This is a genomic window from Rhodococcus sp. MH15 (assembly GCF_019266045.1).
Taxonomy (GTDB): Bacteria; Actinomycetota; Actinomycetes; order Mycobacteriales; family Mycobacteriaceae; genus Rhodococcus_F; species Rhodococcus_F qingshengii.
On record NZ_LPNP01000057.1, the window covers coordinates 36,174 to 50,725 of the forward strand.

10 protein-coding genes are annotated in these 14,552 nt (G+C 64.7%); 6 read left to right on the forward strand and 4 right to left on the reverse strand.

What is annotated here, in order from left to right; all coding sequences use genetic code 11:
- Window position 1: 1 nt before the first annotated feature.
- Together ATN37_RS03840 and ATN37_RS03845 are read right to left on the reverse strand one after the other, a co-directional pair.
- Window positions 2–2,224, reverse strand: a complete 2,223-nt coding sequence (locus tag ATN37_RS03840) for a VanW family protein (protein ID WP_218694787.1) — start codon at window positions 2,222–2,224, stop codon at window positions 2–4.
- A gap of 294 nt (window positions 2,225–2,518) precedes the next feature.
- On the reverse strand, window positions 2,519–3,874 hold the full coding sequence (locus ATN37_RS03845) for an acetyl-CoA C-acetyltransferase (RefSeq protein WP_003945465.1): 1,356 nt from the start codon (window positions 3,872–3,874) through the stop codon (window positions 2,519–2,521).
- 130 nt (window positions 3,875–4,004) lie between these two features.
- Between ATN37_RS03845 and ATN37_RS03850 the strand changes: the two genes are divergently transcribed.
- Entirely contained in the window at window positions 4,005–5,351 is a 1,347-nt protein-coding gene (locus ATN37_RS03850) for a 3-oxoacyl-ACP reductase (protein WP_003945596.1), read from the forward strand.
- Window positions 5,351–6,214, forward strand: coding sequence for a MaoC/PaaZ C-terminal domain-containing protein (locus ATN37_RS03855; RefSeq protein ID WP_007734551.1), 864 nt, complete (start codon window positions 5,351–5,353; stop codon window positions 6,212–6,214). The genes ATN37_RS03850 and ATN37_RS03855 overlap by 1 nt, the downstream gene beginning before the upstream one ends.
- Before the next feature lie 100 nt (window positions 6,215–6,314).
- Here ATN37_RS03855 and ATN37_RS03860 read toward each other — a convergent pair whose 3' ends face one another.
- Together ATN37_RS03860 and ATN37_RS03865 are read right to left on the reverse strand one after the other, a co-directional pair.
- On the reverse strand, window positions 6,315–6,914 hold the full coding sequence (locus ATN37_RS03860) for a TetR/AcrR family transcriptional regulator (protein ID WP_003945885.1): 600 nt from the start codon (window positions 6,912–6,914) through the stop codon (window positions 6,315–6,317).
- A 72-nt stretch (window positions 6,915–6,986) separates the two neighbouring features.
- A complete protein-coding gene (locus ATN37_RS03865; protein ID WP_058039141.1) occupies window positions 6,987–8,165 on the reverse strand; it encodes a glycoside hydrolase family 3 N-terminal domain-containing protein in 1,179 nt (392 codons plus the stop codon).
- Window positions 8,166–8,266: 101 nt separating this feature from the next.
- Between ATN37_RS03865 and ATN37_RS03870 the strand changes: the two genes are divergently transcribed.
- From ATN37_RS03870 to ATN37_RS32900, 4 genes are all read left to right on the forward strand, one after another.
- A complete protein-coding gene (locus tag ATN37_RS03870; RefSeq protein WP_003945900.1) occupies window positions 8,267–8,734 on the forward strand; it encodes a universal stress protein in 468 nt (155 codons plus the stop codon).
- A 45-nt stretch (window positions 8,735–8,779) separates the two neighbouring features.
- Window positions 8,780–9,868: an isochorismate synthase MenF gene (locus tag ATN37_RS03875; RefSeq protein ID WP_218694789.1), complete on the forward strand. Its 1,089-nt coding sequence runs from the start codon at window positions 8,780–8,782 to the stop codon at window positions 9,866–9,868.
- 129 nt (window positions 9,869–9,997) lie between these two features.
- Entirely contained in the window at window positions 9,998–10,171 is a 174-nt protein-coding gene (locus ATN37_RS03880) for a DUF2613 domain-containing protein (RefSeq protein WP_003945488.1), read from the forward strand.
- Window positions 10,172–10,214: 43 nt separating this feature from the next.
- Entirely contained in the window at window positions 10,215–14,549 is a 4,335-nt protein-coding gene (locus ATN37_RS32900) for an alpha-(1->3)-arabinofuranosyltransferase (protein WP_218694791.1), read from the forward strand.
- The last annotated feature ends 3 nt before the right edge of the window (window positions 14,550–14,552 follow it).

Consider the following 14,552-nt stretch of genomic DNA (forward strand, 5'->3'; position numbering starts at 1 on the left):
CCTACTCGCACTTCACGATCGGCACCGGGTCGTACTTGACGGTCCGGGTGTTCGAGGAAATCTCGGCGCCACTCGCGTGGTCGGTGATCACGCGAGTGTCGCTGACCGTGAACCCGGGCGCACCGCTCGAAGCCACACAGCCAGGCCCCTCCGGCAAGGTCACGGTGTTCGGCGACGTCGGCGACGTCCGCGGGCCGGTCGTCGACGTGACATCGACAGTTTTGGTTCCCCAGATCCGAACGGTGATGTTCGACGACGTCGCAATCGTCTCGATCATCACGCCGGTCTTCGCCGGATTACGGAACTGCAGGTCGATCGCACCATCGAAGATGGTCGCCTCACGAGCCTCGGGGTACCGCGAGATGTAGTAACTGTGCTCGGTGTGCGCGACGTCGTCCATACCTGCGAAATACGTCGCGTTGTAGAGCGTCGTCGCGAGCTGGCTGATACCGCCGCCGACAGCCTTGTCCGGGCGACCGTTGTTGATGATCCCCGACTCGATGTATCCCTGCGCCGCACCGCGCGGGCCCGTGTACTCGTTGAGCGAGAACGTATCCCCGGGCTTGATCACGGCCCCGTCGATCTCCGACGCGGCCAGGCCGATGTTCACACCAGACGCGTATTCGAAACCACCGGTAGTGAATTCGCCGATCACCTCGTTGATGCCGAGGGCCTCCGCGGCTTCGGTGGTCAACGCCGGCGGGACCGGTCCGTAAACGGCGGGCGTTGCCCGAGAAGCCGTGCTGCCCAACAGAACCGGAAGTTCCTTGACCGTGTCCGGCCAGTTGATCAGATCACCGACGACACCGGGCACAACCGACGGTTTGCCACCGGCGAAGGTGAACGACGCGTCCTTGGGTTGTACTTCCGTCGACGCCAACTGCGGAGTCAGAATCTTGATCGCAGCATCCGTGTTGTACTGCGGAGTCAGCCCACCCGAGCCGTCGGGTGTGAAGGTCAGAACCTCGCCGATCTGATCGACGCCGAGTGTCGCGACCTTGCCGTCACGGCCGTTGACCACGACGTCACCCGAGACAGCTGGAATAGCGATCTCCTGCAGCGCACGATCGACACCGGCCTGAGTGACCGTCACCGGAACCTCGTCGACCGGAAGATCGACGACGCCACCATCGGACCATTCAGCGGCGAAGGTCGAACCCGCCTGCTGCGTTTCGAGCGCCTGACCGGCAGCGGGCGAAACACCAGTCGCCTTCCCGTTCTCGAACACGACTGCACCTTCGACGGGCGCACGATCGCTGTTCGCCGCGAGCTGCGCCATCGACGCATCCAACGCACCCTGGTCGATTGCCGACACCACGGGCACCTCGCGGGAGCCGAAGAACGACGTGATGCGGGTGATCGGGTTGATGGGCTGAGCGTTCACGCCCGACAGCGTCGCCGACCAGTCGACGTCCACACCCGCAGACGCGGGAACGATCTCGGAGTCGACGCCGCCTGCATGTACCGCTACCGGTTCGACGAGCCTCGGGCCGAGTTGGGCGCGCAGCGTGGCTTCCGCGTCGGCGGGCGTGAGATCACCGATGTCCACCCCGGCGACCTGAGTGCCGCGTGGTGTCTTCCCGGACGAGGTGAAGATGTCCACTCCGTAGGCAATCGCTGCGACGGCAAAGATGGCGCCGACTGCTATCGCCGGTTTGACCCACTTGCGGGAAGACTGCGAAGCGGGCACCACCGGTTGTTGCGGCGCCGGGGGTGCAACTACCTCTGGTTCTCGGACAACAGGCTCGTACTGCTGCTGGATGGGTTCGAGTTGCTGGGTGTCGTACTGCTGCACGAACTCGGGACGCGGCGGCTTCGGGGGAACCACCACTGCCGGGGGCTCGAACTGCTCTGTCTGCTCGTCGATGGCTTCTGTCGCCGGAACCTCGTCGACTACTTCCGACGGCGGTGCGTCCTCCGCTGGGACGACAGGGATGACGGTGGTGACCTCGTTTGCCGATTCGTCGACTGTCGCTTCCGTGGAATCGCTTGCTTCTTCGTCGACAGGCCTTGGTGCTTCGGCTGGTTCAGGTTCTACTGATTCAGCCTCGACAACGGCCTCGGTGTCCTCAGGGGCCTCGGGTTCCTCGACCGACTGGGGTTCCTCGACCGACTCGGTCTCTTCGACCGCCTGAGGTTCCTCGACCGACTCGAGTTCCTGTTCCGGGAGGGACGAGTCCTCGCTGTTCGTCTTCTCGACGGACGGACCCTCTTCGTCACTCACCTGTTGGCTCCTCGCTGCATCAACCGTCGCTGCGGCGCTCACCGACAACTCAATACAGGATATCCGGACATACGAGAGCCCCGCGCTGCTGCCAGGTCGGGGGTCAGGCAGCAACACGGGGCTGTCATGAATATCGGTAGCTATTCTGCAGCGTTACACGCCTGCGCGAAAAAGTTTGCAAAGAGTTCGGGGATCCGGCCACCCCTCGTGGCCGGATCCCCGATTACGCATCCCCTCGCGACGATCACTGCAGGTGAGCGCAGTTTTCAGTCGCATGGGGAGATTGTGGAGCGGTTACCGCTCGATGATCGCCGTGACACCCTGGCCACCGGCCGCACAGATCGAGATCAGGCCGCGGCCCGAACCCTTCTCCGCGAGCATCTTTGCGAGGGAAGCCACAATACGTCCGCCGGTTGCCGCGAACGGGTGACCTGCAGCCAAGGACGATCCGTTGACATTGAGCTTGCTTCGGTCGATCGATCCCAATGCGCCGTCGAGGCCGAGGCGTTCCTTGCAGTACTCGTCCGACTCGAAGGCCTGCAGGGTTGCCAGAACCACCGAAGCGAAGGCTTCGTGGATCTCGTAGTAATCGAAGTCCTGCAAGGTCAGACCGTTGCGGGCCAGCAAACGCGGGATCGCGTACGTAGGAGCCATGAGCAACCCGTCTTTGCCGTGGACGTAGTCGACGGCAGCGGTTTCGGAATCGACGAGGTGCGCCAGAACCGGAAGATTGCGTTCGGCTGCCCACTCGTCGGTGGAGAGGAGCACTGCAGAAGCGCCGTCGGTGAGCGGCGTCGAGTTGCCTGCCGTCATCGTCGCGTCGCCGAGCTTGGTACCGAAGACGGGCTTGAGCGTCGACAGCTTCTCGACGGTCGAACCGGGACGGAGGTTGTCGTCGCGGGTCAGGCCGAGGAACGGGGTGACGAGGTCGTCGAAGAAACCGCGGTCGTAGGCAGCTGCCATGTTCTTGTGGCTGGCAGCGGCAAGTTCGTCCTGGTCCTCGCGCTTGATGCCGAATTCCTTGGCGGTGATCGCAGCGTGGTCACCCATCGACTTGCCGGTGCGAGGCTCGCCGTTGCGCGGAATTTCCAGGCCGAGCATGCCCGCACGGACGTTGCCGAGCAGCTTGATGCGGTCGCCCGTGGACTTCGCGCGATTGAGGGAGAGCAGGAACTCGCGCGCCTGATCGTTGACGCCGATCGGGGCGTCGGACGTGGTGTCCGTGCCGCCGCCGATGCCCGAATCGATGCGGCCGGCCGAAATGGCGTCGCCGACGGCGATGATCGACTGCAGTCCCGTGCCACACGCCTGCTGAAGGTCGTACGCCGACGTGTACGGGCTCAGCGCGCTGCCGAGAACGGACTCGCGAATGAGATTGAAATCACGGCTGTGCTTGAGCACCGCACCGCCGACGACCATGCCGAGCTTCTCGCCCTGCAGATTGAATCGGCTCACCAGACCGTCGAGCGTCGCAGTGAACATGTCCTGGTTGGACGCCTGTGCGTACGCCTTGTCCGAGCGTGCGAACGGAATGCGATTTCCGCCGACGATCGCAACCGGACGGCGCTGACCTGCAGAATTTGCAGCGGCTGCGGCCGGTGCAGTGCGCGGTGCGGCGGGCTTTGCATTTGAACGGGCTTTGCTTGTCACTTGCGTCTCCAAGGATGGTGCGATTACCTGTTGAAGACTATTCTTACTCAGTAGTAAGTTACTTGTCTATCGCCGCATTCTTTCGATTGCCCGGTGAGAGACAACCCGAAACACAACAGAAGGTAGGACCGTGGCAGCCAGCAAGGGAGCTCCCGACCTCTATTCACAGTTCCTCTCGTCCGCCCCCGGCGCATTCATCGCGTCGAAGGCCGGCCTGCCCAGGCCCGAGAACCTGCGTCGATACAAAGCAGGAGAACCCGCACTCGCCGGACCTGTCCTCATCGGCGGCAAGGGTCGACTCGCAGAACCACTTCGCGTACTGCTCTCCGACTACCCGGCGGCTCAGGCACACGACAGCAGCTTCGGTGGACTCGTGTTCGACGCCACCGGAATCACTCAGGTCAGCGAGCTCGAGCAGCTGTTCGAGTTCTTCCAGCCCGTAATCCGCAACCTCGCACCGTCGGCTCGCGTCGTCGTTCTCGGCACGACGCCGGAAGAAACGTCGAGCGTCGACGAGCATGTCGCGCAGCGCGCTCTGGAAGGCTTCACCCGCAGCGTCGGCAAGGAGATCAAGCGCGGCTCCACCGCTCAGCTGGTCTACGTCTCCCCCAAGGCATCCACCGGACTCTCCGGCGTGGAATCGACTCTGCGCTTTCTCCTTTCGGCAAAGTCCGCCTTCGTCGACGGCCAGGTCATCGTCGTCGGCGCTGAAGATTCCGTCGCGCCCGCAAGCTGGGACAAGCCGCTCGAAGGCAAGGTTGCCGTCGTCACCGGCGCAGCCCGCGGTATCGGCGCCACCATCGCCGAGGTCCTGGCCCGCGACGGTGCGCACGTCGTCTGCGCTGACATCCCGGCCGCCGGCGAAGCGCTGTCCGAGACCGCGAACAAGGTCGGCGGCACGTCCCTCGCCCTCGACGTCACGGCAGCCGACGCAGCCGAGGTCCTCGCAGCTCACCTCCTCGAGCGTCACGGCGGAGCGGACATCATCGTCCACAACGCCGGCATCACCCGCGACAAGACCCTCGCCAACATGGACGAGGGCCGTTGGAACATGGTCATGAACGTCAATCTTCTTGCACCGCAGAAGATCACCGAGCACCTCGTCGAGAAGGGCGCCCTCAAGGAAGGCGGCCGCGTCGTCGACGTCTCCTCCATCGCCGGTATCGCGGGCAACCGCGGCCAGACCAACTACGGCACCTCCAAGGCCGGCGTCATCGGTCTCGTACACGCCGAAGCTCCCGTCCTGGCGAAGAAGAACATCACCATCAACGCCGTCGCACCGGGCTTCATCGAGACCGCCATGACCGCAGCCATCCCCTTCGCCACCCGCGAAGCCGGCCGCCGCATGAGCTCGCTCCTGCAGGGCGGCGAGACCGTCGACGTCGCCGAGACCGTCGCATACTTCGCCAGCCCGGCCTCCAATGCCGTTACGGGACAGGTCGTTCGCGTCTGCGGCCAGAGCCTCCTGGGCGCATGATGGCAACAAAGACCGTCGCGCTCACCGAGCAGCCGAAGACCCTCGACATCTACTCCCGCGCGGTACTGGGATTGTTGCCGTGGAACAAGTCCAACTCGCGCTCGGTGCCACAGCAGACCTTCACCCTCACCGGACTGAAGGTCGACACCGACAATCTGGCGGCGTACTGCCGCGTGACCGGACTGCGGTTCGGCGACACTCTGCCGATCACGTACCCCTTCACCTTGGCCTTCCCGACCGTGATGAAGCTGATGGTGTCGAAGGACTTCCCCTTCGCCGCCGTCGGCTCCGTTCACGCCGAGAACGTCATCGAATCACTGCGGCCCATCTCCGTCAGCGAACCGCTTGACCTCTCGGTGCATGCCGAGAACCTGCGTGAGCACCGCAAGGGCCTGCTGATCGACGTGATCACCGAAATTCGGGTGGGACGGGAACTGGTCTGGCGACAGACCTCGAGCTTCCTGAACCAGCAGAAGACCTCCCTGTCCGGCCAGCCCGGTCCGGAGCCCAAGGCTGACGAGGTCCCGCCGATGCCGATGAGCACCATCCGCGTCGACCAGACCACGATCAGCAAGTACGCCGCTGTCTCCGGCGACCGCAATCCGATTCACGTCTCGTCTCTGGGCGCGAAGGCTTTCGGTTTCCCGAAGACCATTGCTCACGGAATGTGGAGTGCCGCGGCAGTTCTGCGGACTGTCGAGGGGTCCGTCGCGGACAAGGTCACCTACAGCGTGCGTTTCGGCAAGCCGATTCTGCTACCGGCGACGCTGAATGCCTACGCTGATCGCACCGACGACGGCTGGGATCTGTCACTGCGCCACCCGAAGAAGGGTTACCCGCACGTCACTGCGACGCTGCGCTGACCTGAGTTTTGTCGGGTTCCCACCCGCCCCAATTGAGCGAACGTACCTTTCGGCGCCTTGGATGCGCTGAAAGGTACGTTCGCTCAGATTGGTTTGAGAGCTATTCGGACTTCTTCTTGCCCGACAGACCGCGCCACGCGAGGGATTCGAGTAGATCCGCTGCGGCATCCACTTCGATTTCCCCACCCGCGACCCGGTCCGCTACCGCCTCACCGGCGCCGACGAGCGCGATGGCGATGATCCCGTAATCGTGCGCGGCATCAGGATCCTTGGTGCTGGACTCGAGCAGATGCGCGGTCAACTCGATCAACCGATCGCGACTGGACTGCACGGTGCCCGCAAAAGCCTGCTGCCCGACGGCCTGACGGTAGAGCACCATCCACGACTTGCGGTTTGCGCCCACGAACCCGAGGAAGCCCTCGAGAGCGGCGCGCAATTGTTCACGCGGAGTCAGGTTCGGCGCGCCGGCCGGGGCGAGGGCCTCAAGGAAGCGGAGTCCTTCACGATGAATGCACGCCGCGAACAGCTCTTCCTTCGAGCCGTAGTACAGGTACAGCATCGGCTTCGAGATCTCGGCCTTGGCCGCGATGGTGTCCATCGAAGTTTCGTGAAATCCCCTGTCGGAGAACACGTCCACAGCCGCGTCGAGCATCTGCTGCTCACGCACTGCGCGTGGCAGTCGCTTGGTACCGCCGGCCATGCTTCCTCCAACCACAGGGTAAATGTCGATCTTACTCTACGGTAAGATTGCGCGTCGAATCCTGACTTCGACTCAGCAGGTCACGGCACCTTTGGCAGCGGCAACTGTGACCACAGCCTGATCGACCCGCGTCTGCGGAAGCTCACCCGACGCGACGGCCTGCTCGAGATGGTCGAGAACCCGCGGAACGTCGTCGGTGGTCAGCCACAATGCCTGATCGACTCCAGCCACCAGCGCAGCCTGAACCGCGTCGGCAATATCGTATCGGTCGGTGATCGCCTGCATGCCGCTGAGGTCGTCGGTGAACACCGGGCCGGTGAACGGCGCTGCGCCGTAACCCACTCCGTCGCGAAGCAACGCAACGGCTGCGGGGCTGATGCTGGCAGGGGTACCGGGCTCGGTCAGACCGGGAACCTCGAGGTGCCCCATCATGACGCCGACTCCGGTTCCCGACAGCTCGCGGAAGGGAATCAGGTCCGACGCGATCAGATCCTGTAGCGGCGGCGTTGTCACCTCACCCCGGTGCGAGTCACCCGACGCGCTGCCATGCCCGGGAAAGTGCTTGATCACCGGGAAGATTCCGGCGTCGCGCATCCCCTGCGCGTACGCACCGGCGTAGGCAACCACGGTCTGGGGGTCGTCGGAGTACGAGCGGTCCCCGATCACGGAGTCGTCGGGTTGGCTGCTGACGTCGACGTCGGGTGCGTAGTTGACGGTGATCCCGAGATCCTTCAAACCGCGTCCACGCTCGAGTGCCATCTGGTACGTCTGTTCCACTGTCATGGTCTGCGCCGTTTCCCTGGCCGACGGATCGGGCCCGAGGATGTCCGCGACGCGCGAAACCCGTCCACCTTCTTCGTCGATCGTCACCATCAACGGCAACTTCGACGCCGAAGCAACCTGCGGCACTTCGCGATTGGTGAGCATCGACTGATCGGTCCAACTTCCGACGAATATGCCGCCGATCTCCTCGTTCTGCACTATCGACAACGCGTCGTCGGTCCCGGTGACGCCGACGTTGAGCAGCTGGGCAAGTTTCTGACGCAAGGACAGCGAGGCTAGAAGGTCACTACCGCACGATGCGGCGACGGGTGCGGAGCTCGATGCCGCAGGCGTCGACGTGATCTCGGTGCTGGTGCTGGTCGGGGCGCTCGAAACCGGATCGGCGGTCCCGTTTTCGCCCGAGCATCCCGCAACCAACCCTCCGCACAAAGCAATGGTCGTCGCAGCCTTCAGAAACTTGATCCGCATACCTCGACCGTAACGGACCCGGTACCCATACACTCCCTCACGGGCACATCGGGACGGTAGCCTGGAAGAGAACCGATTCCCCCGCTGACGAGGAGGTCGTGATGCCACAAGGTCTGATGCTCATCGCGTACGACGGTTCCGACAACGCCAAGCGTGCAGTCGACTATGCGGGGCGTTTCCTCTCCGCCAATCGTGCTGTTCTCGTCACTGCCTGGGAGCCGATGGTTCGCCAGGCCGCTCGCATGTCCGGCCTGTCCGGGGTGATGCAACCGGAGTGGGTTCCCGACGACGACGTCGAGGACATCGCGTACACCGACGCCAAAGTCACCCTCGCCGAGGGCGTCGCACTGGCCGAGGCCGCAGGCCTGACCGTCGAAGGCAGAAGCGCCGAGTGCCGATCCGCGATCTGGTCTGCAATCTGCGAAACCGCAGACGAATTGGACGTCGACATCATCGTGACCGGCACCCGTGGCACCACGGGTTTGCGGTCGCTACTGCAGAGCAGCGTCGCGGATCATGTTCTGCGTCACAGTCATCGGCCGGTGTTGATCGTCCCTCCGGGGAAGTGACCTTCGCGCATTCCTGATCCGTGGCCGACTAGTGTCGAAAGCACCATGGACGGTTTTGTTCTCTCGCGCCCCGATCACAGCGTGGTCACCCGCGGCGTACGACGCAGCTTCGACAGCTCCGACGCGGCCACCAACGCTCTGTCGGCAGGTACGACAAAGCTGATCGTCGGAGCGCTCCCCTTCGACCCCGCTGCCGCAACGGCGTTGTACGAACCCGCCGAGGCGACGATCGCGTCGCGGCCGTGGCAACCGCGCGATCCCCAGGCCCTGCCCACGACCCGAGTTGACCGGGAGATCCCGTCGTCGTCGGAGCATCTTCGTCGAGTGGAAAAGTTGATCGGACGCCTCCGCAGTGGAGAGATCGACAAGGTTGTCGCGGCTCGCACTGTGGAACTTCGCGCGCAGACCCCGATCTCCCCAACCGCGCTCGCCGCACGCATGGCGGCGCTCAATCCCGTCGCCAACACCTTTGCCGTCGACCTCTCTGCTGCGGGAGCCGAATTCGAGGGCCACAGCCTGGTCGGCGCGACGCCCGAAGTATTGGTCAGTCGACGCGGGCGCGTCGTGACGTGTCGCCCGTTGGCCGGGACCACCAAGCGATCCGCCGACGCCGATCAAGACCGCGAGGCAGGCGAAAGCCTTCTGCATTCGACGAAGAATCTGGCCGAGCACGCCTTCGTGACGTCGTGGATCCGCCAGGTCCTGCAACCGATGTGCAGTGATCTGTCGGTGCCGGCAACTCCCGAACTGACCAATACTCACGAGGTCTGGCATTTGGCCAGCCCGATCCGCGGCACACTGCGAAACGACACTACTGCGCTCGACCTCGCCATCGCGCTGCATCCGACGCCCGCGCTGTGCGGAACACCCACTGACACGGCACTGAAGGTCATCCGCGAGACCGAGGAACCTCGGCGTTTCTACGGCGGCGCCGTGGGATGGTGCGACGAGGCCGGTGACGGCGATTGGGTGGTTGCCATCCGCTGCGCCGAGATCGGTGCAGACGGCTTCACTGCCTGGGCCAGCGCGGGTGGCGGAATCGTCGCCGAATCGGATCCGCAGGACGAACTCGACGAGACGTCCACGAAACTGCGCACTCTGTTGACCGCGCTTGGTGCCGAAACCCTCGACTGACCAGCACGTCACGAGGGTAATCGTCCGGATTCTCGAGTGCGGGTGATACCTTGACCCGAGCAGTTCGTACGGGCCGGTAAGTCCGTCCGACCGCGAACGACCGACTAACGACCAATTGGGAGATCCGCGATGACGAAGTTCCTTGTCCCCGGTGTGGCCAGCGCTGTCATCGGTGCCGTTCTGGGTGCCGGCGTCATCTTCGGTGTCACGGCCGCCGCGTCGGACAACACTCGTCCCGAGATCGACCGCAGCGGAAACGCAGATTCTTCCGTGCTGAACCAGGTTGAGTACGGCAGCCGCTGAGAGCGCAGGCCTCGCGAGTTCCCGTTCTTCCGCCGACGCAGCGGTGTCTTCGGTAGACACCGCCCCGTCGGCAGAGCCCCTGTCGAAGCGGTGGCTGTTCGGCGCCTCCGTCGTAGCGTTTCTTCTCACTTTTCTGCAATCGCCGGGTCTGATCACCGCTGACACCAAGTACGACCTGACGCAGAATCCGTTCGGTTTTCTCGAACGCGCCTCGCATCAGTGGAGTAGTCAGGCCCCGCTCGGCCAGGTTCAAAACCAGGCCTACGGATATTTCTTTCCGCACGGGCCGTTCTTCGCGCTCGGCGAGTTGGCGAACGTTCCGCCGTGGGTCACCCAGCGCATCTGGTGGGCGCTGCTTCTGATCGCAGGTTTCTGGGGCATCATCCGAGTTGCCGAGGCTCTCGGCATCGGCAGCCGTAGTTCGCGCGTGATCGCAGCGGTTGCCTTTGTTCTTTCTCCCCGCGTGCTGACCACGCTCGGTTCGATTTCCTCGGAAACCCTTCCGATGATGTTGGCGCCGTGGGTGTTGTTGCCGGTGGTTTTGGCCTTCGGCCCTGTGCGTGGAAAAGGAGTCCCTGGACTCCCTGACCACTCACGGGGGTTGAGGCGGTTGGCCGCACAATCCGCACTTGCCGTCGCACTCATGGGTTCGATCAACGCCGTCGCCACCGCCGCGGCCTGCCTGGTCGCGATCATCTGGTGGCTCTCGCACAAACCCAACCGAACATGGCTGACGTTCACCGCGTGGTGGGCGCTGTTCGTCGCTCTCGGCACCCTCTGGTGGATCGTGCCGCTACTTCTGCTCGGCAAGATCAGCCCACCGTTTCTCGACTACATCGAGTCCGCCGGTGTCACCACTCAGTGGGCATCGCTCGCCGAGATACTTCGCGGCACGGACAGTTGGACCCCGTTCGTCTCCCCCGAACGCATTGCCGGCGCCGTCCTGGTCACCCAACCCGCAGCAGTCGTCGCCACCGGCCTGGTTGCCGCCGCCGGCCTCGCCGGGCTCTGCATGCGGTCCATGCCTGCTCGCGGCCGGCTGACGCTCATCCTGTTCGTCGGTATCACCGGCCTGGCCGCGGGTTACTTGGGTGAACTCAGCTCGCCGGTGTCGGAGTCGGTGCGCCTGTTCCTCGACTCGGCAGGCGCGCCGCTGCGCAACGTCCACAAGCTCGAGCCGTTGGTCCGTCTGCCGCTGGTGCTCGGACTCGCACACCTGCTGGCCAAAGTGCCACTGCCGGGATCGGTTCCACTCGCCCGATGGCGCCGCGCGTTCGCCCATCCCGAGCGCGAACCGATGGTCGCACTGACCAGCCTGATCCTCGTTGCCCTCACCCTCTCGACCGCCTTGGCCTGGACGGGAAAGCTCGCTCCCCGCGGTGCGTATCCGGACGTCCCCTCGTACTGGAACGAGGCGGCGCAGTGGCTCGAGGACAACACCTCCCCCGGATCGGAAGCCGAACGTGCCCTGGTCGTCCCGGGAGCGCCCTTCGGCAGCCAGGTGTGGGGTCTGACGCGTGACGAACCGCTTCAGGCGTTGGCGAGTACGCCGTGGGCAGTACGTGACTCGGTCCCGCTGACCCCTCCCGGCGCCATCCGAGCGCTCGATTCGGTGCAACGTCTCATCGCCGACGGACGTCCGTCGGACGGCCTCGCACAGACCTTGCTGGGGCAGGGCATCCACTACCTGGTGATGCGCAACGACCTCGACGGCGAAACGTCGCGCTCGGCCAGACCGATACTCGTGCACCAGGCGGTCGAAGGCTCGCCGGGGATCAAGCGAGTCGCCCACTTCGGTGAAGACGACAGCCCCGAACCGATCGAAGGGCTGGTCGCGGACAGCGATCTGCGGCCCGGTTACCCAGCCATCGAGATCTTCGAGGTCACCCCGCCCGACGGCACCCCGGCGGTCAGCGGCCCGTACTCCGTCGACCTGAACCAGGTTCCGCGTGTACAAGGTGGGCCGGAATCGTCTGTGCGACTTCACGAAAGCGGGCTGGTTCCGGGGACCGGGCCGATGATTCTTGCCGCCGACGCCGAAGCTGCGGGACTGCCCGTCGATTCTGTCACCGTCACCGACACACCGCGCGATCGGGAAACCGATTTCGGTCAGGTCGACAACCACAGTTCCGCCCTGCGCACCCCCGACGACGCTCGTCGTACCTACAATCTGGTGCCCGACTACCCGGTTGCGAACACGCCTCTCGTGGAAGGCCGTTGGAGCGGAGCTTCGATCACCGTCTCCAGCGCCGCCTCGGATGCCACCCAGCTGGGCGGCACTTCACCGTCGAGCAGTCCCGCGTCGACGGTCGACGGCGATCCCGCCACCGGCTGGTTCAGCAACGGCATCGAGCGAGCCCTGGGCCAGTGGTTGCAGATCGACTTCGACACACCGATTTCCAGCGGGTTGCTTCATCTGACCACCAGTGCCGCGGCAATCGGTGCTCCCGTCAAATGGCTCGAGGTCTCGACACCGAACGGCAGCACAGCGGTGAAGGTGGAGCGTCCCGGTGAGCCCATCACCGTCTCGATCCCGGGCGGCACAACTCCGTGGGTACGCATCACAGCGACTCACACCGAAAACGGATCGCCTGGAACACAGTTCGGCATCAGCGAACTCTCCGTCGAAGACTTCTCCGATCGCAGCGCACCGAAGACCGTACCGATCCGTTTCGACACGGTCCTGCCGAATACGCCGACGGGCGCATCCGTGAACGCCTGGAATCTGAGCCAGGAGTTCCCCGGTCGCAACGCGTGCGCGGACTCGACCGACCGCGTGCGGTGCAGCAATGCATTCATGGCGATACCCGAAGAGCCGAGCCGTTTCCAACGCACACTCACGGTGCCCGAAAATACAGTCGTTGCACCGACACTGACCGTCCGGGCGCGTCAGGGCAACGCCCTCGAAGATCTGCTTTCCGTCCCCGGCCGAATCACGGCTTCGGGTTCGAGCGACATCGGCGACACACGCGGATCTGCCTTCGCTGCCACCGACGGCGACGCACGCACCACGTGGTCGGCGCCGCAGAGCACCACCGAACCGGGCGGCCCGAAACCGACGCTGACTCTCAATCTTCCCGAGCCGACCCTGGTCACCGGCCTGGACATCACGCGGGGACTCGGCACCCTGCCGTCGCTGCCGACCAGCGTCGCGGTGAATCTCGGCAACGGGCCGCAGGTGCGAGAGCTGCCCGAACCCTCGGACGATACGCCTCGAACCATTCGAATTACCCTCTCCCCCTTCGTCACCGACAAGATCGTCCTGAGCATCACCGATTGGGAACCGGTCCTCGATCAGACGGCGCTCGGCTTCGCCCAGGCGCAGCCCACCGGCCTCGCCGAGGTCGGCGTCATCGGTGCCGACGGAACCCCGATCGCCGGTTCGGGAGTGCAGGGCTCGGACTCATTCGACAACCGCACCGTCACCGTCACCTGTGGCGATGGCCCGACCATTTCGGTTGCCGGACAGCAATTCCCCACCTCGATCACGGCGACGGCGACGCAACTTCGGACCGGCGCACCCGTCGAGGCACGTGTGTGCGGTCTGGACGCTTCGGCGACTTTGCCGGCGGGACAGCCTGAAGTGGTCGTCGAACCAGGCCCCGCATTCTCGGTCGACAATCTCGACCTGACGGCGGTCGGTCCTTCAGCCGCGCAGCGGAATACACCGCTCGAATCGACCGCGTGGACGGCGAATCACCGCGAACTCACCGTCACGAACTCGTCCATCGATCAGCTGATCGTCAATCCCGAGAGCACCAGCATCGGTTGGATCGCCACCGCGCCGGACGGTTCCGAGCTGACGCCGGTGGTCGTGAACGGTTGGCAGCAGGGCTGGATCGTGCCGGCAGGCACCGCGGGAACCGTCACCATCGACTTCCCCAGCGACCGTTGGTACCGCCTCGGCATATTCGGCGGGCTCGTGTTGCTGATCCCGCTGCTGTTCGCGGCACTTGTCCCTACGCGCCGAGAGCCCAAGTCCCTCACACCACCCCGTCCGTGGCGCAGCGTCGCGGCCGGATGGGTGGGCGTGCTCGCGGCGGCCACCGTCATCGGCGGCGGAGTGGGAGCGGCGATCGCAGTTGTGTGCTCGATCCTCGGACTTGCCGCGCTGCGAATCTTCGGCCCGGCTCGGACCGCACGCATTCTCGTCGGCACCGCCGGCGTGGCCGCGATGATCGGCATCACGCTGCTCTCGACCGGACCGTGGCGAGCACCGGGCGGCTATGTGGGCGACTCGTTCGCGATTCAGTTCTCGATGTTGGTGGCCTTGGTCGTGACCGGGTTGGCCGCGTTGCCCTTTGCCGGTTCACCGATATGGCGGCGCTTCTCCCAGCGCGTCACCGCGACGCGCGCCGGTTCCTCCACCAAGGCGTAACTG

What these genes read in the sequence shown, in the direction of transcription:
- ATN37_RS03855 (WP_007734551.1), top strand. Translation starts at nt 5,351, where the DNA reads ATGGCAACAAAGACCGTCGCGCTCACCGAGCAGCCGAAGACCCTCGAC.
- ATN37_RS03860 (WP_003945885.1), bottom strand. Translation starts at nt 6,914, where the DNA reads ATGGCCGGCGGTACCAAGCGACTGCCACGCGCAGTGCGTGAGCAGCAG.
- ATN37_RS03865 (WP_058039141.1), bottom strand. Translation starts at nt 8,165, where the DNA reads ATGCGGATCAAGTTTCTGAAGGCTGCGACGACCATTGCTTTGTGCGGA.
- ATN37_RS03870 (WP_003945900.1), top strand. Translation starts at nt 8,267, where the DNA reads ATGCCACAAGGTCTGATGCTCATCGCGTACGACGGTTCCGACAACGCC.
- ATN37_RS03875 (WP_218694789.1), top strand. Translation starts at nt 8,780, where the DNA reads ATGGACGGTTTTGTTCTCTCGCGCCCCGATCACAGCGTGGTCACCCGC.
- ATN37_RS03880 (WP_003945488.1), top strand. Translation starts at nt 9,998, where the DNA reads ATGACGAAGTTCCTTGTCCCCGGTGTGGCCAGCGCTGTCATCGGTGCC.